We start from the raw sequence: 18,550 nt of genomic DNA on the forward strand, positions 1-18,550 counted from the left end.
ATGAAGGTGCTTATCGTCTATGCCCATCCCGAACCCAAAAGTTTCAACGGTGCCCTCTTCTGTCACGCCATCAAGGCGCTGGAGCAGGCGGGCCACACGGTGATGACCAGCGATCTCTATGCCATGGTCTTTGATCCCGTCTCGGATCGGCGCAACTTCACCGCCGCCAGCGATCCCGATTTTCTCAAGCTGCAGCTTGAAGAGCTGGCTGCCACCGAGCAGGGCAGCTTCGCCCCGCAGCTGGAGCAGGAGATGCAAAAGCTGGAGGCGGCCGATCTGCTGATCTTCCAGTTCCCGCTCTGGTGGTTTGGCCTGCCCGCCATCCTCAAGGGGTGGGTGGATAGAGTCTTTGCCATGGGACGGGTCTACGGTCAGGGCCATATCTACGAGAGCGGCAAGTTTCGCGGCAAGCGGGCGTTGCTGAGCCTCACCACCGGCGGCCCTGCCGAGACCTATCTGCCCGACGGCTTCAACGGCGATATCGACGGGGTGCTGCGCCCTATCCAACGCGGGATCCTGCAATTTGTCGGCTTCGATGTGCTGCGCCCCCATATCTGCTATGCCCCGGTGCGGGTCTCGCAAGAAGAGCGGGAAGCCTGGCTCGCCCAGTGGGCCGAGCGCCTTGGCCAGATTGAGCAGGAGTCCCCCATCGCGGTCGGCCGCTACCAGTAACGGCTGCCCCCCAAAAGCACAAAAACAGCGAGCGGCACCCGGCCGCTCGCTGTTTTTCACGCTCTGTCGTTATGGTTTTTGTTATCCGTTAGCGGGCCTTATGCCGCCTGTTGCACGCCGGCTTTGCCGGTCACGGCACGTTTGAGCCAGTAGTCGAGGCTGACGTAGCGACCACCGCCGTAAACCAGCAGCACCAGCAGCATCACAAAGTAGGTGGCGGCAAACTCCATCCCGTTGTTGAGCATCACGGGATCCCCGAGCTCGGTGATGTAGTTGTAGCGACCGGGGAAGTTGGCAGCCAGCCACTCGATAAAGCCGTTGAGGCGCAAGGTGGCCTCCATGCTGCCGGTGGCGATGGCGTCCCAGCCGTGCTTCCAGTGCACCATGGCGCTCGCCACACTCATCAGGAAGATGGTGGGAATGGCCATGATGCGGGTAAAGAGGCCAAGGGCGATGCAGATGCAGCCCAGCACCTCGGTGCCCGCCGCCAGAAAGGCGAGCAGGGTCGGGAACGGCAGGTTGAGCCCCCCTTCCGAGACTGGCGCGCCAAACCAGGCAACCGTGCCGGCAAAGCCCACCACCTTGGAGTGGGCCCCCACATAGATGACCGGAATGAGATAGAGGCGAATGGCCAGCAGGGCCAGAAAATCGAGCCGCTTGCACTGGGCCACCGCCCGCTCGTACCACTGGATCAGGGTGTTGTTCATGGGAATTCTCCTTGGTGTTTGCTAAATGGGTGCAAGGGGGCGCCGGGCTGGCGCTCACCGACGGGCAGGATCAACAGACCCAGCCGGTGAAAATGGCGCGCCCACTCGCTCAGATCAAAATCACTGCGAACCTGTTGCACCTGTTGCTGGAACGCGGCTTGGGTGATCCCAGGCTGCTGTTGCAGCAACTGGATCAGGGCCACGTCCCATTCGCGCAACCGCTGGGTCACCACCTGATGATCCGGGCTGCGAAAAAGGCCATAGAAGTGGCTGCCCTGCCGGGTCGGCACCACGCCGCTGCGACGAATGGCAAAGGGGAGCTCAAGCAGTTGCAGGGTAGGATTGAGCACAAACGAACTCTCCGCCGTCACCTCAACCCCCGATATAACTTGCGGCACTACCCCTTCATCAATCTCGACACAGAGGCAGGCCCACTCGTACTCCAACAGTGCCAGCCGCTGCCAGGGCCAGTTGAGAGAGCCCTCGCCGTGGCGATGCTGCACATAGCGGACAAACTCGGTGGCGATATGGTGAAACTCGGGGGCCTCGGCGCCGTGCGCGATGACAAAGCCCTCCACCAGTTGCCACCTGTCCACCGGCGCCCAGTGAGCGTGGGTGAGCGGAAAAGCGCTCTCCAGCACCGACGCCACATTGGCGCGCACGCTGCGGGCATAGTGGCTGGCGATGCCATCCTGCGGCAGCCGCACCCGGCTCGCCAGCCAGGCGGTCTGCTGCTGCATCCGCTGCGGCGCCGTTTTGGACGATGTGATCAGAGATAACCGTCTATCCATAGCGCACCTCCCGCACCTGATGGTCGAGCGCCTCGCAACAGGCGCCGTGCACCCGTGCCAGCTCGGCCTCCAGCTCTGCCAGCGGTGGCAGATGGTGATCCCGCTCCAGCAACAGGGGGCGCAGGCCGTGGGTCTGCACCGTATAACGGGCCAGCGCCACCACCTCCTCGCACACCGGTTTGCCATGGGTATCCAATAAAGTGCCGTCCGCCTCTTCCAGATGACCGGCGATATGGAAATAGCGGATCGCATTGCTCGGCAGTCCGGCGATCATCCGTTTGGGGCAGTAACCGTGGTTGCGGCTGTTCACAAAGACGTTGTTGATATCGAGCAGCAGCTCGCAGCCGCTGCGCGCCACCAGCTCGGCGAGAAAATCCTCCTCCGGCATCTCGTGGTCATAGCCGTGGTAGTAGGAGATATTTTCCAGCACCAGCGGACGGGCCAGCGCCTCCTGCACCTGCGCGATCCGCTCGGCCAGATAGGGGATGTTCTCCCACTGGCGCGGCACCGGTAAAAGCTCGTAAAGATACCCCTGCTGGTCGCGGGAAAAGCTCAGGTGCTCGCTGTAGATCCCGATGCCGAACTCGTCCAGAAAGGTGCGGATCTGGCTGAGCAAAGTGCGATTGAGGGGCTGACAATCGCCGAGGGAGAGGCTGAGACCGTGGGCCACCAGCGGGTAACGCTCGGCCAGCTGATGCAGCTGCGCCCGCTTGGCGCCGCCGATGGCCATCCAGTTCTCCGGCGCCAGCTCGAGAAAGTCGATGCCGGGGCGGACGGGGCCGGAGCAGAGCGCATCCAGATGCTCCTGGCGCAGCCCGATCCCGCGACTGCGGGAGCTTATTGGCCGCATACCCCCTCCGTCATCTTGCTGCCGTTGCTGGAGCTGTCGCCATCAATCCCCTCGCCCGCCACGCCGCACTTGCCATCGCGGGCGCGCACCAGCCGCCCCTGCGGATCACTGTCGAGGGCTTGCTTCTCGAAGCGCTTCTCGGTGCCGCACTTGCCCGCCGCACACTTGCCACCGTGCTGTTCGCTGGGGGCGGCCTTGACTGGGGCATCGCTCGGGGTGGCCGCCAGCGCCAGCCCCGGAGTCAGGGCAATCAGGCTGGTCATGGCGATGGAGAGGGTCAGTTTGCCGGTGGTTTTGTTGCTGCTTGAGTTACTCATGGGCGGACTCCTTGACGGATGAAACGGGGTAGCTGGAGAGATCGCGGGCGGCCACGATCTGGCCGTGGAACTGCTGTTTGACGATGGCCATCGCCTCTTTCTTGTGATTGAGGCCAACCCCCATCCAGTGGTTGAGCACCAGCAACTTGGGGTTCACCTCGGCGGCAATCTTGGCCACCACCGATGGCTTGGCATGAAGCGAGGCCGAAACCGGGTCGGCCCCCTCGTGGATGGCGAGCGGCATCACCAGAATGTCGGCCCCCTTGGCAAACGGCACAAAGGCCGGGTTGCTGCCGTTCTGATCCGCCGAGATAACGATGGTTCCCTCGGCGCTCTCGATGCGATAGGCCAGACAGGGCACGTCACCGTGAGGGATACCGAGCGCGGTGATGGTCAGCCCATCCTGCTGATAGACGGTGTGGGGCTGCAGGCTCTGGTAGGGCACATCGTGCAAAGTGATGGGGAAGAGGCCATCGGTGCCATCCTTGAAGCCGCTCAGGTAGGCATAAGCGCCCTTGTCCTTGTTGAAGAGGGCATCAAAGTAGCCGCTCATGCTGGGGAAGGCCGAGCCGGCTTGCGGCCCCGCCAGATCCAGCGGATCGCTGCGCTCGAAGAAGTAGGCCCCCTTGAGCAGGGCGGGCAGGTCAGTCACATGGTCGGTGTGGAAGTGGGTGATGCCGATAAAATCGACCTCTTCGAGCTTGGCCCCCGCCTGGCCGAAGCGCAGGTAGACGCCGCCACCGGCATCGATCAGGATGCGGGATTTCCCCTTCCACCAGATCACCTCGCTGGAGGAGGCGCGAAGGTCGTCGGAGATGGGGCCGCCACTGCCGAGCACCTGCAGGGTGAAGGTTTTATCCAGTGGTGTCAGTTGTACCGGCTCGGCACAGGCCGGGGCGACGGTGAGCGCGCACCCGATGGCCAGCGCCACCGCTTTCAATCTCTGTTTCATCACAATTACCTGTCGGTTGGTTGTCGGTTGAAAGTGTGTCGTTTAAAGAGGGGGAGAGAGGGGCCGATGGCGACGTATGAACGCCAACCACCGGCCGTGGCGGGGCGCGAGCCCCCCGCCGTCAGTTACCGTCCCGTTCGTCCGCCTGCCAGCGCGCTTCCAGCCAGAGCAGGTTGCACAGGCCCAGCAGCAGGGCGAATCCGAGGCCCAAAATCCAGGTGAAGTACCACATAGCAGATCCCTTGAGGTCAGTAGAGTTGATGGCTGTCGCGCTTGATGCGGGCACGGTCGAGCTTGCCGCGCACCACCCGATAGACCCAGCCGGTGTAGCCCAGGTTGACCGGCATCAGCACCAGCACGAGGCCGAACATGATGGCCAGGGTCTTGTAACTGGAGGTGCTGTCCCACAGGGTCAGGCTGCTGACCGCATCGAGGGATGAGGGCAGCACGAAGGGGAACAGGGCGATGGCCACCGAGCAGAGCATGGCGGCGCAGGCGATGGCGCTGGCCAGCAGCGCAATCCGGCCCCGCTCCAGCCAGGAGGCAATCCCGCTCACCAGCGGCGCCAGCGTCCCGATGATCGGCACCAGCCACAGCAGCGGATAGTCAAAGTAGTTGCGCAGCCAGCCTCCGGCGTGGGGGATCACCCCCTTCATCAGCGGGCTGATGGCGGCATTCGGGTCAAAGGGTTGTGTGCCGACACCGGTCAGCTGAAACCCTTGCAGATCCACCAGATGCCAACCAGCCAGCAGGTAGCAGAGGCTCACCAGCGGGGCCAGCAGGATGGCGATCCCCCGTGCGCGCAGCGCAGGAGTGCCGGTCACCTTGGCTTGTAGAAAACCGGCGCCGTGCAGCAGCAACAGGCTGATGGCAGTGGCCAGCACCGAGAGCAGCCAGCCCCAGTGGAAGTCGAACGCGCCATAGTGCAGACGCAGCGCCGTGTCGAAGCGAAACGGCAGCCCTTCCATCACCAGACCGATAGCCGCACCGAGGATGAGCGCCGGTATCAGGCCACCGGCCACCAGCGCCCGATCCCACCAGCGGCGCCACACCGGATCGGCCAGCTTGCTGCGATAGTCAAAACCGACCGGACGCAAAAATAGCCCGAGCAGCAGCACCACCATGGGGATGTAGAGCCCCGAGAAGGCGGCGGCATAGACCAACGGCCAGGCGGCGAACAGGGCACCGGCACCGGCAATCAGCCACACCTGATTGCCCTCCCAAACCGGCCCCACGCTGTTGATCACCAGACGGCGGTCGTCGTCATCTTTCGACACCACCGGCAGCAGCATGGCGATGCCGAGATCGAAGCCATCCATCACGATAAAACCGACCATCATGAAGAGCACCAGCGCCCACCAGATGAGTTTCAGGGTTGCGTAATCCATCAGGCGATCCTCGCAAGTTCGGGTTGTTCACCGCAGTAGCGGCCGGTATGGAGAATGGCGGGCCCCTTGCGGATCACATGGCGCAACAGGAACAGCTCCACCACCAGCAGCAGGGTGTAGATGGAACAGATGGCGATGAGACTGAACCAGAGCTGGCCCGGCTGAAGCAAAGAGACCGAGGCCGAGACCGGCAGCACGTCGCTGATGGTCCAGGGTTGACGGCCGAGCTCGGCCACCAGCCAGCCCGCCTCGATGGCAATCCAGGGCAGCGGAATGCTCCAGAGCAGGGTCTTGAGCAGGCGCGGTGAGTCTTGCAGCCGGTTGCGGCAGAGCTGAACAAAGCTCACCACCATCAGCCCCAGCATGGTGACGCCAAGCCCCACCATCACCCGAAAGCCCCAGAACAGTGGCGCCACCGGCGGGATGGAGTCATCGACCGCCTTGGCAATCTCTGCCTCACCGGCCTTGGCGATATTGCTGGCATAGGGGGTGAGCAGCATGCCGTAGCCGAGATCCTTGCCATGCTGCTCGAAGCGAGCGCGGTTGGCCGGGGTGTCATCGCCCTGCCGGATCTGCTCGAGGGCCTCTGCCGCTACCATGCCGCTGCGAATGCGCGCCTCGTTCTGCACCTTGATATCCTTGAGGCCGGTCACCGCCTCGTCGATGGAGCGGGTGGCGATGATCCCCATCAGATACGGGATCTTGATGGCGGCATGGGTGGTTTCCGCCTGCTGATCCGGGAAGCCGAACAGGGTGAATGACGCAGGGGCCGGCTCGGTCTCCCACTCCGCCTCGATGGCGGCGAGCTTGACCTTCTGCACCTCGCCGGTGCGATAGCCCGACTCATCCCCGAGCACGATGACCGAGAGGATGGCCGCCAGCCCGAAGCCGGAGGCAATGGCGAAGGAGCGCAGGGCAAACTGCACCTCGGTTTTGCGCAGCAGATACCAGCTGCTCACCCCCATCACGAACATGGAGGCCGCCACATAGCCCGCCGCAACGGTGTGAACAAACTTCACCTGCGCCACCGGGTTAAAGAGCACGGCGGCGATATCCACCAGCTCCATGCGCTGGGTCAGCAGGTTGAACTCGGCCCCCACCGGGTTTTGCATCCAGCCGTTGCCGATCAGGATCCACAGTGCCGAGAGGTTGGAGCCGAGCGCCACCAGCATGGTCACCAGCAGGTGTTTGCCGCGGGAGAGCTTGTCCCAGCCGAAGAAGAAGAGCCCCACCAGGGTCGATTCGAGGAAGAAGGCCATCAGCCCCTCGATGGCCAGCGGAGTACCGAAGATGTCCCCCACATAGTGGGAGTAGTAAGCCCAGTTGGTGCCGAACTGAAACTCCATGGTGATCCCCGTGGTGACCCCCATGACGAAGTTGATGCCAAACAGTTTGCCCCAGAAGCGGGTGATGTCCTGATAGATCACCTTGCCGGTCATCACATAAGCCGACTCGGCGATCACCAGGATCCAGGACAGCCCCAGCGTGAGGGGCACAAACAGGAAGTGGAACAGGGCCGTGGCGCCAAATTGCAGGCGAGACAGGCTGACCACGTCATCCGGATTGATCATGCGTCACTCTCTTTTGTTGTATTTGCCTTGCACGTTTCGTGCATGACAAGTACATCACGGAGCATGACACCTATAACAGATGCAGTTATATTGAATTACACCTATAACAGTTGATCCAGATCATGTCCCTTTACCAGCAGTTGGCCGACCGCCTGCAAAGCCAGATCGACGATGGCATCTGGCAACCGGGGGAGCGTATCCCCTCCATTCGCCAGAGCTGCAAGACCCATGGGCTCAGCCCCATGACAGTGTTGCAGGCCTATCAACTGCTCGAAAGTCAGGGGCGGATCCTCGCCCGCCCCCAGTCCGGCTACTACGTCAAAGCCGCCTCACCACAGGTCGTGCAGCACACGCCGAGCCAGACCCACTACAGCGGCTCGGTGGATATCAACGATCTGGTGTTCGAGGTGTTGCAGGCGAGCAAATCGCGGGATCTGGTGCCCCTTGGCATGTCGGTAGCAGACCCGACCCTGTTCCCCCATCCCCAGCTCGGGCGGGCGCTGGCCAGCTGCATGCGCAAGCTCGATCCCTTCAGCACGGTGGCCGACCTGCCCCCCGGCAACGAGGCGCTGCGCCGTGCCATCGCCCAGCGCTACGCCAGCGACGGGGTGGCGGTCAATCCGCAGGAGATCATCATCACCACAGGCGCCATGGAGGCGCTCTCCCTCAGCCTGCAGGTGCTGACCGAGCCCGGTGACTGGGTGGTGGTGGAGTCCCCCACCTTCTATGGCGCCCTGCAGGCCATCGAGCGGCTGAAACTCAAGGCGGTGGAGATCCCGGTCATTCCGGGGGTGGGCATCGATCTCGACCTGCTGGCCGACGCCCTCAGCCAGATGCCGATCAAGGCGTGCTGGCTGATGGGCAATGTGCAGCACCCGCTGGGCCACACCATGCCCGATGCGCACAAACAGGGGCTGATGGCACTGCTCAACGCCCACAAGGTGCCGCTGGTGGAGGATGACGTCTATGCCGAGGTCTACTTTGGCCGCGAGCGCCCCAAGCCGATCCGCCACTGGGATCAGCGTGGCGACAGCCTGCTCTGCAGCTCCTTTTCCAAATGCTTGGCGCCGGGTTTTCGGGTCGGCTGGGTGGTAGCGGGGCCCCATGCCGAGCGGGTTCAGCGGCTGCAGCTGATGTCCACCCTCTCCACCAATGTACCGAGCCAGCTGGCGCTGGCCGAGATGCTGCGCCAGGGCGGGGTCGATGCCCACTTTCGCCGCCTGCGCCACACCCTGGCCCAGCGCCAGCAGCAGATGCGGGCGGCCCTGCAACGGCTGTTGCCGGACGAGGTACGGATCTCCTCCCCCGATGGCGGCTACTTTCTCTGGCTGGCGCTGCCTGCCCATTTCGACAGCCGCACCCTGCACGCCAAGGCTCTGGGCAGCGGTTTTTCAGTAGCCCCCGGCGCGCTCTTTTCCAGTCAGGGACAACACAACCACTGCCTGCGCCTCAACAGCTCCCATCCCTGGAGCGAACAGCTGGAGCAGGCCCTCACCCGGCTGGCGGCGCTGATTGCCGCGCAACTCGGCGAAAAGTAACGAGGCAAAGAGCCGCTGGCGAAACGAACAAAGGCCCGCAACGGGCCTTTGTGGTTGGGGAGTGACGCACCTTGGCTCGCCATAAAAAACTGATCATCTGGCCATGATCTGCGACTGCACCTTGAAGCCCAGCGACGCGTAGAGGGCTTTGGCGCGCTCGTTGAAGGCCATCACCTCCAGCCGGATTTGCTGAGCATCACGGGCCTTGGCCCACTTACCGCAATGGGCGATCAGCGCCTTGCCAATCCCGCGAGAACGGTGCTGCTCCTCCACCACCACCGAGCCGATCCGGCAAATCGGCGCACGGGTGAGAAACGGCACGCTCTCATTGATGTCGATCCGCGCAGTCAAAAATCCCACCACCATACCATCCTGCTCGGCAACGCAGAACAGACGCCCTTCTGCGGCAATGGCATCGAGCAAAAATGCCCGCTCCTCTGGCGAAGGGGGGCAGAACACTTCGGGATAGTGCTGATGGTGGATCTCTCCTATCTGCCGGTTCAGCTCGACAATGGCATCGATATCCAGTTCGCTTGCCTTGCGTATCTCCAACGGTTGCTCCTTGCAAAAATCGTGATGGTCCTGCGCCATCTTAGGGGCTGTGCCCCGCAATCCAAATAGCCTCATCCGTATCTTTTGACGGGCAACAGAAACAACAACGCCCCTTGAGCGGGGCGTTATCGGCAATCCATGGCGGTGAGGGGTATCAGGCGGGGGCGTTAAGCTGGGCCACCTGCCGCTCGATGCTCCCTTTGAGGTTGTCATCGAGTTTGAGGGCGCGCGCCAGTTCGTCGAGATAACCGCGCTCCATAAAGTGATCCACCTCGATGGCGAGCAGGGAGGCGAGATAGACCTCGGTGGCCAGCTCCATGTCGGTCACTTCCCGCGCCAGCGCGTGGGGGTCGAGGGGGCGGGCCAGCTCGGCGTCAATCCAACGGGCGACATCGCTCTGGCCCTGTTCGGTCAGGTACTCCTGAATTTTCTGGCGCTCGGCGCCGTCGATATGGCCATCGGCCCGGGCCGCAGCCACCATGGCGCGCACCAAAAGCGCCGCGCGGGCATCCAGCGCATTGCCTTCCAGCCCGCTGATGGGATGGGTAGGCTGGGCCGGTGCCGCCTGCTGGGCCTGCCAATCCTGATAGAGCTTGTAGGCCAGCCCGCCAAGGGCCGCAGCGCCGCCCACGGCAGCGGCCTTGCCACCATATTTGCGCACTTTTTTATTGCCCAGCAGCAGACCGAGCGCACCGCCGGCCAGCGCCCCCTGCATCTGCCCCTTGCGCTTGTCTCCGCCTTCGTTGAGCCAGCCTTTGCCAGCCCCCAGCAACTGTTCCAGCATCTGTTTCATGGTGTCACTCCTGCGGCTATGTTCCCGTCGATAGAGCAAGATAGTGACCCCGCCCCCCTGAATCGGGGATGAACCCTTGACCGGGCAGGCCGATGGGGCAAAGCTCAGGGAAACCCTTCAGGCAATAAGGATGTAACTGTGCCCAATCGCGAACTGACCCTGCAATTTCTGGCCGAACCCTCCGACGTCAATTTCGGCGGCAAGGTACACGGCGGCATGGTGATGAAGTGGATCGATCAGGCGGGCTATGCCTGCGCCGCTGGCTGGTGTGGCGGCTATGCGGTGACCGTCTATGTGGGGGGGATCCGCTTTTTGCGTCCCATCCAGATTGGCCAGCTGGTGGAGGTTCACGCCCAGGTGATCCACACCGGCACCACCAGCATGCATCTGGCGGTGGATGTCTACAGCCGCCACCCCACCGAGACCGAGCGCCACAAGACCACCCACTGCATCATCATCTTTGTGGCGATGGATGAGCAGGGCAAACCGACCCCGGTGCCCCAGTGGCAACCACTGAGCGAAAGCGATCTGCAGTTGCAGCAGTACGCCAAAAAGCTGATCGCCCTGCGCGAGGAGATCGACAAGGAGATGCGCCAGCACCTCTGACCTTCATGCCTCACAGCCCGACAGAGCGGGCGCTTTCGGCCAACGGCGGCGCCCCTGTATAATCCCCCCTCTTCCCGCAACCGGAACCCTGCCCATGTCACTGGAAACTGCCCCGCCCGAGGTAAAACTCGCGGTGGATCTGATTGAACTGCTGGAAACCAATGAGCTGGCCCCCGAGCTGGTGCTGGCGGCGCTGACCATCGTAAAAAATGACTACGAGCGCAAGCTGATACAGGAGTCCGACCGCCATAACACATTGAGCGACACAAAGGGGTGACCAAACACCTCTGGCATGCAACAATTTCGTTTCTTTTTTGTTGCATCAAGGTGCGGTAATGGATAATTCGACATGTATTGAACAAGCAGGCTCCCGAAGTATCGCCACACGCATCATGACGCTGGCCTGTCTTATTGTCTTTATGGCCCAGATGGCCACCACCGTTTACCTCCCTTCTCTGCCCGTAGTGATGACAGATCTCGCCATGACCCGACAGGGGGCTGAATTATCTATCTCCCTGTTCATCATTGGGGCCGCCCTGCCTTTGCTGTTTTGGGGTGCCGCCGCCGATCGCTACGGCCGTCGCTTGCCCCTCGCCCTGTCACTTCTGCTGTTTGTCGGCCTCAGCCTGCTGCTGGCCACCACCAGTCAGGGGCCACTGCTGCTGATCCTGCGAACCCTGCAAGGAGTAGCCGCTGGGGGGGCAACCATCATTGCCCGCATTCTGGTGCGGGATCACTGGCAGGGGGCTGAGCTGGCGCGCCGCCTCTCGGTACTCTCCATCGCCTTCATCACTGCGCTGGGCGGCGGTCAGTGGATTGGTGGCATCATCAGCCGCTATGCCCACTGGCAGTTGGGATTCGTTCTGATGGCCGGGATCGGCGTGCTGGCACTGGTGCTGATGAGCAGCCTACCACTGCAGGGCCCCAATCCGGCAGCCATCGGCAGCGGCATGTGGTCACGTTATGCCAGTCTGCTGCGCCGCCCCGGTTTTCTCTGGCCAGCCTGTGCTGGCGGGATCGGCTTTGCCATCACGGTCACTCTGCAAGAGGTAAGCCCCTTCGTTTTGCAACAAGGGTTCGGGCTTGAGGTCACCACCTTCGGTAGTCTGGGGCTGCTTATCGGGGTAGCCTATTTTGCCGGTGCAATGACAGTCAACCGGCGAGTCGCCCGGGTGGGTGGACGCCAGCTGATGCATCAGGGCGCCACGCTCATTCTGCTGGCCGCAGGCGTAGTCCTGCTGCTCTGGTCTATGGGAGCATTGCAAGGCAGCGCTGGGCTGGTAGCGATGATGGCTTGTTACTGCCTCATCATTTTCGGTCAGGCAATACTCTTTCCCAACAGCATGGCGTTGGCGGTGAGCGATGGCAGAGAGCATGGTGCCTATGCCATGGCCCTGTGCGGTTTCTTGCAGCAAAGCCTTGCTGGCGTCGCTGCTGCCGCTGCCACGCTGATCAGCCATCACGGAGCCTGGGCCCCGCTCATCTTCACGCTGGCGATCCTCACCCTGCTCATCGTGAGGCATAAGGTGCGCTAGCGCTGCGCCCCCTTCTTTACGTTACTGCGGCCCCATCACCTCGTCACAGAGGGCGATCAGGGCCGAACTCAGGCGGCTGAGCGGCTCGCCCCCATCCTTTGCCGCATGGAGCGCCAGCTCCACCGATGCCACCTTGGGCCACTGGGTCAGGGCCAGCTGATCGGCGGGCATCAGCCGTTTGGGCAGCAAGCTCACGCCAATGCCTGCGCTCACCGCCCCCTGCAAACTGGCGAGACTGGCGCTGACATAGGCGATACGCCAGCGCCGACCCAGACCATCGAGCGCCTCGGTCATCTGCTGGCGATAGAGCCCTTCGCTCGGAAAGGCGACCAGCGGCAGCGGATCACGCCCCTTCGCTGGCCAGTCGCGGCTATCTACCCACACCAGCGGCTCACTCCAGCTGGCGAGCGGCGAGCCCTGTCCGCGCACCTGCTTGACCAGCGCCAGATCCAGCTCCCCCGCTGCGAAGCGCTGCCAGATGTGGTGGCTCAGGCCGCTCTCCACCTCCAGCCGCACCTCGGGGTAGTCGCGGGCAAAGGCGGCCAGCACCGGGGTGATGGCACCGGCGGCGAAATCCTCCGGCACCCCGAGGCTGAGGGATATGCTCCCCTCGCTCATCTGCTCCTCGGCCTGCGCCAGCAGCGCCAGAATGCGGCGGGCCAGCCCCAGCAATTTTTCCCCCTCAGCAGTCGCCACCACCTGACGGCCAGCGCGATCGAGTAGCGGGCAGCCGAGCTGTTGCTCAAGGCGGCGGATCTGCTGGCTGATGGTGGATTGGGTCAGATGGACCCGTTCACCGGCGCGGGTAAAGCTGCCGGTGTCGATAATGGCGATAAAACTGCGCAGTAACAGGGGATCCAGCATGGGGCACTCCATTTACAAAACCACTGAAGCCCATTCTATCATTTAATTTCCAAATGACTTTCGCCCCCGCTAGGCTGGCGCTTTTGCCTCCTTTGACGGTGATCTGCCATGTTCAGCCCCGATGACTCCGCGTCCCGAATGCCCCCTGTTTCTCCCAGAACCGGAAACAGCACCCGATGAATCAACGAAATGCGGATCAACCCGCAGGCCAGACCGCCCTGCTGGTGCTGGTGATCCTGATTGGCCTGAACCTGCGCCCCTTTCTTACCGCCATCGGCCCGCTGAGCGGCGAGATTGGCCGCACCCTGTCGCTGGGGATGGATACCCTCGCCTGGCTTACCCTGTTGCCGCTGTGGCTCATCGGGATTGGTGTGCTGCTCACCCCCAGCCTGCGTAGACGCGCCAGTGTGTGCCAACTATTGGGGGCGGCCCTGCTGCTGCTCGGCATTGGCAGCGCAATGCGCTTCGATGCCCAAAGTGGTGCCTTGCTGATCGCCAGCGCGGCGCTTTGTGGATTGGGGTCGGCACTGGTGCAGGGAGTGCTGCCCGCCCTTATCAAGCAGGCCTTCGCCCGCAAGGTGCCGCTGGTGATGGGGATCTTCTCTGCCTGCATGATGGGAGGTGGCGCGCTCGGAGCCAGCCTTACCCCAAGGCTGGCGGCCAGCCTCGACTGGTCGCGCGCGCTGGCACTCTGGAGCGTACCGGTGCTGCTGGCCCTCGTCTGGCTAGGGTGGAAAGTGCGTCTGCCACGGGCCGCCGCGGTCGCCATTCTCCACGGCGAACAGCGGCTGATCACCCTGCCCCGCAGCTGGTTGCTGATCGTCTGCTTTGGCATCATCAACAGCGGCTACGGCATCGTCGTGGCCTGGCTGGCCCCCGCCTATATGGCGCAGGGCTGGAGCGCCGCACAGGCGGGCGAGCTGGTCGCCTGGCTGGCGCTGGCCCAGACTGCCAGCGGCCTCGGCCTGCCGCTGCTGGCCGCCCGCAATCTGGATCGGCGACCGTGGATGGGGCTTGCCATTGCCATACAGCTGGCGGGATTTGCCGGCCTCTGGCTGGCGCCGGCCAGTGCCCCCATTCTCTGGTGCATGCTGTGCGGTGCCGGTCTTGGCGGCAGTTTTTCCCTCATCATGGTGATTGCGCTCGATCACCTGCCCGACCCGCGCCGCGCCGGCACCCTGAGCGCCCTGATGCAGGGATTCGGCTTTATGCTGGCCGCCACCGGCCCTTGGGTGGCGGCGCGGCTCTATCACTTGTTCGGCGACTTCGCCGCCGCCTGGCAGTGGCAGCTGGGAGGATTGCTGCTGATGAGCCTGCTGGTAGTGCGCCTCGACCCGCGCCACTACCCCTGCGTCATGCGGTTACCGACCGCCAGAGAGCCGACCATCTCGGCGCCCCTCCCAACCAGCTCTGCTGCCCAAAACAACACACCGGCCTGAGGCCGGTGTGTTGGGGATAACTGTGTTCGGGATGACAAGGTAGGCTGACGCCACTCAGGGGAGCAACTCAGCGCCCCTTCTTCTGCCGTCCGCTGTTAGCGGTGCGCGGCTTGCCAGCGGCCGGTTTGCCCCCCTTGGGAGCCCCTTTGCCAGCACCACCTTTATTGGCAGCACCTTTGCCCGCGCCACCCTTGCCCACCGGCAGCTTCTTCTCGAAGGCTTCCGGGCCCGGCACATTGGGACGCCCGCCAATCTCGTGATCGTCATCGCGGCGCGGCTTCTTGCCCTGCCCCGGTTTGGTGCTTTGCGCCGCAGGGGCCTTGGCCGCCTTCGGTTTGTCGCCTTTAGCCGGTTTCACCTCAGAGGAGGAGTCCTCAATCAGCTTGAACAGATCGATAAGCTCGTCGTCGGTGAGATCGCGCCACTCGCCCACCGGCAGCCCCTTGAGGCTGACGTTCATGATGCGGATGCGCTCGAGCTTGGTCACTTCAAAACCGAAGTGCTCGCACATGCGGCGGATCTGGCGGTTAAGCCCCTGCACTAGCGTGATGCGAAAGACGAACGGCGCCTCTTTCTTCACCTTGCACTTCTTGGTCACAGTACCGAGGATCGGCACCCCGGCCGCCATGCCGCGCACAAACTCGTCGGTCACCGGCTTGTCGACGGTCACCAGATACTCTTTCTCGTGATCGTTGCCCGCCCGCAGGATCTTGTTGACCAGATCGCCGTGGTTGGTGAGGAAAATCAGCCCCTGCGAATCCTTGTCGAGCCGCCCGATGGGGAAGACCCGGGTGCTGTGGTTGACGAAATCGACGATGTTGTCCTTCTCGCCCGCCTCTGTGGTACTGACGATGCCCACCGGCTTGTTGAGGGCGATCAGCACCAGACTGTCCGCCTCGCGCGGCTCGATCACCTGACCGTTGACCTTGACCAGATCGCCAACCTGCACCTGATCACCAATCCCGGCCCGCTTGCCGTTGATAAAAACGTGGCCCTGCTCGATAAAGCGGTCGGCCTCGCGGCGCGAGCAGATGCCGCTCTCGCTGATGTATTTGTTCAGGCGCATGGATTCGTTAGCCAGCATGGGTCACCTGCCACAGGGTCTGGGCCGCGCCCGGTTGTGCCATCGCCTGTTCCGGCTGCGCCGGGGAGGCTGTCTGCTGCATCAGCCAATTCACTACGTCAAAGTTCTGCATACCATTCCATCTTCAAAAAAGGCCAATGCCAGCTTATCCATCAAAAAACGCCGCTACAGTAGCATAATTGCCCTCTTTCAGGGGCAGATAGTTGCAAGTTCGCAGCACCCAAGCGGGCATCCGCGGATAAGTTCACGCCGCCAGATGGCCCGCGATGCAACCTTCGAACGGCCAGCCTGATGCCAACGGCGGGATCAGGCGCCCACAGCCAGCGCGGCCGAACGCCATCAACTATACATATCACCTTGTTTCCATTAGGCTTTAAGCCGGTTGGCCGCGCCCAATGTGCTGCACCAAACTCGCCCGCCCAGAGGCGGCTCCACCTCTATTGCCAAGGATTGCACCATGCTGGCTCACACTCGCCGCCTTGTTCGCCGTGCTCTGCTGACCCTGTTGCTGCTGTTGCTGACCGCATGGGCGGTGATCGCCTACTTCGCCTGGCAGGCAGCGCCGCTGCAGCTGTGGCACACAGTGGTGCCCCCCGAACTCAGCGCCGAGGAGCTCGACCACAGCGACTGGCAAGCCTATCTGACCCGCGAAGCAGAACTGTTCGAGCTGGTGGCCACCGAGGTGGTCGCCAAGACGCCGCCGGAGCAGCAACTGGCCAGCAATCGCTACTATCAGGACTCCCCCATCAACCCCGCCCGCTTTCCGCAGAACTGGAACCGCTCCTACCTGCTGCGCCCCGAGGGGGACGTCAAAGGGGTGGCGGTGCTGCTGCACGGCCTGACCGACTCCCCCTATAGCCTGCGCCATCTGGCCAGACGTTATCAGCAGCAGGGCTTTATTGCGCTGGGGCTGCGGATCCCCGGCCACGGCACCGTGCCCGCTGGCCTCGTGGATGTGGATTGGGAGACCTGGCTGGCCGCTACCCGATTGGCGGTGCGGGAGGCCAGATTGCTGGCACCGGGCAAGCGGCCGCTGCATCTGGTGGGCTTTTCCAACGGCGGCGCGCTGGCGGTGAAATATGCGCTCGATGCGCTGGCTGACCCGAGCGGCACGCTGGCAAAACCGGATCGGCTGGTGCTGATCTCCCCGATGATCGGGGTGACCCGCTTTGCCCGCTTCGCCGGGCTCAAGGCCGTGCCTGCCCTGCTGCCCGCCTTTGCCAACGCCGCCTGGCTCGACACCATGCCGGAGTTCAACCCGTTCAAATACAACTCGTTTCCGGTCAACGGGGCGCGCCAGTCCTATCGCCTGACTCACGCCATCCAGCAGCAGGTACGCCAGCTGGCCGCCAGTGGCGAGCTGGCGGCGTTTCCCCCCGCCCTCACCTTCCAGTCGGTGATGGACTACACCGTCAGCACCCGCTCCATCATTGCCGATCTCTACCACTACCTGCCGGCCAACGGCAGCGAACTGGTGCTGTTTGATATCAACCGCAGCACCCTGTTTGGCCCGCTGATGAGCTCGGCCTCAGAGCTGGCGCTGCACAGCTTGCTGCCAAACGCCCTCGGGCACTATCGCCTCACCGTGGTGGGCAATGTCGAGCCAACCTCCCCCGCGACGCAGGCCAAAACGCTGGCCAGCGCAGACCAGCCTGAGCAGCTCCGCCCGCTGGGTATCGATTATCCCAAGGAGATCTACTCCCTCTCCCACGTGGCGCTCCCCTTCCCGATGGACGACCCCCTCTATGGTATGGCGGCGCGCCCGGAGCAGCGGGAGCAATATGGCATCAATCTCGGCGGTCTGGCCCTGCGTGGTGAGCGCGGCGTGCTGATCGTCAACCCCGGCGCCCTCACCCGCACCTCCTCCAACCCCTTCTACCCCTATCTGCAGCAGCGCGTGATGGAGACCCTCACCGCCCCTCCCGTCGCCCGACCTGCCGCCGTAATCCCTGCCAGCAGCGGTCAACCTGATGCGGTCTATCAGGCAGAGGTGGAGCAGTTTTTACAGGAGAGCGACGAGAGCAGCGCGCCTTTCTAGGCTATATACTTACAGTGATGAAGATATAATCTCAAATTTTCTCAACAGTTTAAGACCAGTGCAGTGTCCCGTCGTTACCAGTTGACCGATGCACAATGGGGCTTATCGAGCCCCTTTTTCTATGCCGCCGCATAAGAGGACGCCCTACTCGTGAGCCACGCCAAGTGCTTGATGGCATTCTCTGGATACTTCACACCGGCGCACCTTGACGAGATCTGTCATACAACACCTTTCGACGTTGGCTGAGTACAGGTCGTATCGATATCATCCTTGCTGCGCTGCAACTGCATCTCAATGAAGAAGGGCTTATCGACTTCGACCTGTGGTGCATTGACGGCTCCAATGTCAGAGCATCCAAAGATGCTGCCGGAGCGCGTAAAAAAACACTCTGGTGAATCAAGCTCTTGGTAGCTCTCGTGGTGGTTTTGGCAGCAAAGTTCACTTGGTCACTGATAGTAATGATTTGCCGTTTGGGTTCTGCTTTTCAGCGGCAATCAGATATGCGACAAGTGCGTTGGCTATGACAAGGATTCCGACCTCATCAGGCCGTTATCGCACGCGGCCAGCAGCGATACCATAAGGAACTTCCGCTGGTATTAGACAAAGCTCGTTATCGTAGGCGAAATGTGGTCGAGCGGTGCTTCTGATGGCTGAAGAAGTTTCGCGGATCCTCAATGAGATATGAAAAGCTGGCTTTCTGCCTTTGTAACTCACGGGAACTATTGGTGGACAGACAACCAGCATTTGGAGAACACCGCCTAGCAAGGAGGTGATGAGCGCAGCAGGAAGAAGTTGGAGAGTTGCACAAACTGGGTGGCACTTCTGGCGTGGAAAAAATCGAGAGCCTGCACAA

General features: G+C 62.6%; 20 protein-coding genes and 1 pseudogene. 8 read left to right on the plus strand and 13 right to left on the minus strand.

Annotation, left to right across the window (positions count from 1 at the left end):
• Entirely contained in the window at positions 1 to 672 is a 672-nt protein-coding gene (locus AB5Y86_RS04205; RefSeq protein WP_368192224.1) for an NAD(P)H-dependent oxidoreductase, read from the plus strand.
• A 98-nt stretch (positions 673 to 770) separates the two neighbouring features.
• Here AB5Y86_RS04205 and AB5Y86_RS04210 read toward each other — a convergent pair whose 3' ends face one another.
• The 8 genes from AB5Y86_RS04210 to AB5Y86_RS04245 all read right to left on the minus strand — a co-directional run bounded on the left by AB5Y86_RS04210 (position 771) and on the right by AB5Y86_RS04245 (position 7,248).
• Positions 771 to 1,379 (minus strand): DoxX family protein, encoded by a 609-nt coding sequence (locus AB5Y86_RS04210; RefSeq protein ID WP_088869289.1) that lies wholly within the window; start codon positions 1,377 to 1,379, stop codon positions 771 to 773.
• Positions 1,376 to 2,170, minus strand: coding sequence for a putative DNA-binding domain-containing protein (locus AB5Y86_RS04215; RefSeq protein ID WP_368192225.1), 795 nt, complete (start codon positions 2,168 to 2,170; stop codon positions 1,376 to 1,378). The genes AB5Y86_RS04210 and AB5Y86_RS04215 overlap by 4 nt, the downstream gene beginning before the upstream one ends.
• A complete protein-coding gene (locus AB5Y86_RS04220) occupies positions 2,163 to 3,020 on the minus strand; it encodes a DUF692 domain-containing protein (RefSeq protein ID WP_368192226.1) in 858 nt (285 codons plus the stop codon). Before AB5Y86_RS04220 ends, AB5Y86_RS04215 begins: the two co-directional genes overlap by 8 nt.
• Positions 3,008 to 3,337: a hypothetical protein gene (locus tag AB5Y86_RS04225; RefSeq protein ID WP_005359650.1), complete on the minus strand. Its 330-nt coding sequence runs from the start codon at positions 3,335 to 3,337 to the stop codon at positions 3,008 to 3,010. The genes AB5Y86_RS04220 and AB5Y86_RS04225 overlap by 13 nt, the downstream gene beginning before the upstream one ends.
• Positions 3,330 to 4,289 carry an MBL fold metallo-hydrolase gene (locus AB5Y86_RS04230; protein ID WP_368192227.1) on the minus strand — a complete coding sequence of 320 codons (960 nt, stop codon included), beginning with the start codon at positions 4,287 to 4,289 and terminating at the stop codon, positions 3,330 to 3,332. The genes AB5Y86_RS04225 and AB5Y86_RS04230 overlap by 8 nt, the downstream gene beginning before the upstream one ends.
• A gap of 121 nt (positions 4,290 to 4,410) precedes the next feature.
• Entirely contained in the window at positions 4,411 to 4,521 is a 111-nt protein-coding gene (cydX, locus tag AB5Y86_RS04235) for a cytochrome bd-I oxidase subunit CydX (RefSeq protein WP_005337572.1), read from the minus strand.
• Between the two features lie 16 nt (positions 4,522 to 4,537).
• Positions 4,538 to 5,677, minus strand: a complete 1,140-nt coding sequence (gene cydB / locus AB5Y86_RS04240; RefSeq protein WP_106843987.1) for a cytochrome d ubiquinol oxidase subunit II — start codon at positions 5,675 to 5,677, stop codon at positions 4,538 to 4,540.
• Positions 5,677 to 7,248 (minus strand): cytochrome ubiquinol oxidase subunit I, encoded by a 1,572-nt coding sequence (locus tag AB5Y86_RS04245; RefSeq protein WP_368192228.1) that lies wholly within the window; start codon positions 7,246 to 7,248, stop codon positions 5,677 to 5,679. The genes cydB and AB5Y86_RS04245 overlap by 1 nt, the downstream gene beginning before the upstream one ends.
• Before the next feature lie 122 nt (positions 7,249 to 7,370).
• Between AB5Y86_RS04245 and AB5Y86_RS04250 the strand changes: the two genes are divergently transcribed.
• The gene (locus AB5Y86_RS04250) at positions 7,371 to 8,786 is read left to right on the plus strand and encodes a PLP-dependent aminotransferase family protein (RefSeq protein WP_368192229.1); all 1,416 of its coding nucleotides are present in this window, start codon (positions 7,371 to 7,373) and stop codon (positions 8,784 to 8,786) included.
• A 93-nt stretch (positions 8,787 to 8,879) separates the two neighbouring features.
• Here AB5Y86_RS04250 and AB5Y86_RS04255 read toward each other — a convergent pair whose 3' ends face one another.
• Together AB5Y86_RS04255 and AB5Y86_RS04260 are read right to left on the minus strand one after the other, a co-directional pair.
• Positions 8,880 to 9,338, minus strand: a complete 459-nt coding sequence (locus tag AB5Y86_RS04255; protein ID WP_368192230.1) for an N-acetyltransferase family protein — start codon at positions 9,336 to 9,338, stop codon at positions 8,880 to 8,882.
• Positions 9,339 to 9,492: 154 nt separating this feature from the next.
• Positions 9,493 to 10,131 carry a tellurite resistance TerB family protein gene (locus tag AB5Y86_RS04260; protein ID WP_042656069.1) on the minus strand — a complete coding sequence of 213 codons (639 nt, stop codon included), beginning with the start codon at positions 10,129 to 10,131 and terminating at the stop codon, positions 9,493 to 9,495.
• Between the two features lie 138 nt (positions 10,132 to 10,269).
• On the opposite strand from AB5Y86_RS04260, the gene AB5Y86_RS04265 reads away from it, so the two are divergent.
• The 3 genes from AB5Y86_RS04265 to AB5Y86_RS04275 all read left to right on the plus strand — a co-directional run bounded on the left by AB5Y86_RS04265 (position 10,270) and on the right by AB5Y86_RS04275 (position 12,272).
• A complete protein-coding gene (locus tag AB5Y86_RS04265) occupies positions 10,270 to 10,737 on the plus strand; it encodes an acyl-CoA thioesterase (protein WP_041208541.1) in 468 nt (155 codons plus the stop codon).
• A 94-nt stretch (positions 10,738 to 10,831) separates the two neighbouring features.
• Positions 10,832 to 11,014 (plus strand): pleiotropic regulatory protein RsmS, encoded by a 183-nt coding sequence (gene rsmS, locus AB5Y86_RS04270; protein ID WP_368192231.1) that lies wholly within the window; start codon positions 10,832 to 10,834, stop codon positions 11,012 to 11,014.
• A 58-nt stretch (positions 11,015 to 11,072) separates the two neighbouring features.
• Positions 11,073 to 12,272, plus strand: a complete 1,200-nt coding sequence (locus AB5Y86_RS04275) for an MFS transporter (protein ID WP_368192232.1) — start codon at positions 11,073 to 11,075, stop codon at positions 12,270 to 12,272.
• Positions 12,273 to 12,293: 21 nt separating this feature from the next.
• On the opposite strand, the gene AB5Y86_RS04280 is transcribed toward AB5Y86_RS04275, so the two are convergent.
• Positions 12,294 to 13,136, minus strand: a complete 843-nt coding sequence (locus AB5Y86_RS04280; RefSeq protein WP_368192233.1) for a LysR family transcriptional regulator — start codon at positions 13,134 to 13,136, stop codon at positions 12,294 to 12,296.
• A gap of 176 nt (positions 13,137 to 13,312) precedes the next feature.
• On the opposite strand from AB5Y86_RS04280, the gene AB5Y86_RS04285 reads away from it, so the two are divergent.
• Positions 13,313 to 14,575: an MFS transporter gene (locus AB5Y86_RS04285; RefSeq protein WP_368192234.1), complete on the plus strand. Its 1,263-nt coding sequence runs from the start codon at positions 13,313 to 13,315 to the stop codon at positions 14,573 to 14,575.
• Between the two features lie 67 nt (positions 14,576 to 14,642).
• Here AB5Y86_RS04285 and rluF read toward each other — a convergent pair whose 3' ends face one another.
• Entirely contained in the window at positions 14,643 to 15,659 is a 1,017-nt protein-coding gene (gene rluF / locus AB5Y86_RS04290) for a 23S rRNA pseudouridine(2604) synthase RluF (RefSeq protein WP_368192235.1), read from the minus strand.
• Complete coding sequence (locus tag AB5Y86_RS04295; protein ID WP_005350832.1) at positions 15,649 to 15,771, minus strand: hypothetical protein; 123 nt, start codon at positions 15,769 to 15,771, stop codon at positions 15,649 to 15,651. Before AB5Y86_RS04295 ends, rluF begins: the two co-directional genes overlap by 11 nt.
• A 345-nt stretch (positions 15,772 to 16,116) precedes the next feature.
• Here AB5Y86_RS04295 and AB5Y86_RS04300 point away from each other — a divergent pair, with 345 nt between their 5' ends.
• Together AB5Y86_RS04300 and AB5Y86_RS04305 are read left to right on the plus strand one after the other, a co-directional pair.
• Complete coding sequence (locus AB5Y86_RS04300) at positions 16,117 to 17,697, plus strand: alpha/beta hydrolase (RefSeq protein ID WP_368192236.1); 1,581 nt, start codon at positions 16,117 to 16,119, stop codon at positions 17,695 to 17,697.
• Between the two features lie 63 nt (positions 17,698 to 17,760).
• Positions 17,761 to 18,470: pseudogene (locus AB5Y86_RS04305) on the plus strand (transposase).
• The last annotated feature ends 80 nt before the right edge of the window (positions 18,471 to 18,550 follow it).

Origin of the sequence: Aeromonas sp. s8 (genome assembly GCF_040907785.1) — a bacterium.
In the GTDB taxonomy this organism is placed as follows: domain Bacteria; phylum Pseudomonadota; class Gammaproteobacteria; order Enterobacterales; family Aeromonadaceae; genus Aeromonas; species Aeromonas veronii.

Excerpts from the sequence above, each read along its gene's own strand:
- AB5Y86_RS04285 (WP_368192234.1), top strand. The coding sequence starts at position 13,313 with ATGAATCAACGAAATGCGGATCAACCCGCAGGCCAGACCGCCCTGCTG.
- AB5Y86_RS04225 (WP_005359650.1), bottom strand. The coding sequence starts at position 3,337 with ATGAGTAACTCAAGCAGCAACAAAACCACCGGCAAACTGACCCTCTCC.
- cydB (WP_106843987.1), bottom strand. The coding sequence starts at position 5,677 with ATGGATTACGCAACCCTGAAACTCATCTGGTGGGCGCTGGTGCTCTTC.
- AB5Y86_RS04250 (WP_368192229.1), top strand. The coding sequence starts at position 7,371 with ATGTCCCTTTACCAGCAGTTGGCCGACCGCCTGCAAAGCCAGATCGAC.
- AB5Y86_RS04210 (WP_088869289.1), bottom strand. The coding sequence starts at position 1,379 with ATGAACAACACCCTGATCCAGTGGTACGAGCGGGCGGTGGCCCAGTGC.
- rluF (WP_368192235.1), bottom strand. The coding sequence starts at position 15,659 with ATGCTGGCTAACGAATCCATGCGCCTGAACAAATACATCAGCGAGAGC.
- AB5Y86_RS04295 (WP_005350832.1), bottom strand. The coding sequence starts at position 15,771 with ATGCAGAACTTTGACGTAGTGAATTGGCTGATGCAGCAGACAGCCTCC.
- AB5Y86_RS04280 (WP_368192233.1), bottom strand. The coding sequence starts at position 13,136 with ATGCTGGATCCCCTGTTACTGCGCAGTTTTATCGCCATTATCGACACC.
- AB5Y86_RS04205 (WP_368192224.1), top strand. The coding sequence starts at position 1 with ATGAAGGTGCTTATCGTCTATGCCCATCCCGAACCCAAAAGTTTCAAC.
- AB5Y86_RS04245 (WP_368192228.1), bottom strand. The coding sequence starts at position 7,248 with ATGATCAATCCGGATGACGTGGTCAGCCTGTCTCGCCTGCAATTTGGC.
- AB5Y86_RS04215 (WP_368192225.1), bottom strand. The coding sequence starts at position 2,170 with ATGGATAGACGGTTATCTCTGATCACATCGTCCAAAACGGCGCCGCAG.
- cydX (WP_005337572.1), bottom strand. The coding sequence starts at position 4,521 with ATGTGGTACTTCACCTGGATTTTGGGCCTCGGATTCGCCCTGCTGCTG.
- AB5Y86_RS04300 (WP_368192236.1), top strand. The coding sequence starts at position 16,117 with ATGCTGGCTCACACTCGCCGCCTTGTTCGCCGTGCTCTGCTGACCCTG.
- rsmS (WP_368192231.1), top strand. The coding sequence starts at position 10,832 with ATGTCACTGGAAACTGCCCCGCCCGAGGTAAAACTCGCGGTGGATCTG.
- AB5Y86_RS04220 (WP_368192226.1), bottom strand. The coding sequence starts at position 3,020 with ATGCGGCCAATAAGCTCCCGCAGTCGCGGGATCGGGCTGCGCCAGGAG.
- AB5Y86_RS04275 (WP_368192232.1), top strand. The coding sequence starts at position 11,073 with ATGGATAATTCGACATGTATTGAACAAGCAGGCTCCCGAAGTATCGCC.
- AB5Y86_RS04260 (WP_042656069.1), bottom strand. The coding sequence starts at position 10,131 with ATGAAACAGATGCTGGAACAGTTGCTGGGGGCTGGCAAAGGCTGGCTC.
- AB5Y86_RS04230 (WP_368192227.1), bottom strand. The coding sequence starts at position 4,289 with ATGAAACAGAGATTGAAAGCGGTGGCGCTGGCCATCGGGTGCGCGCTC.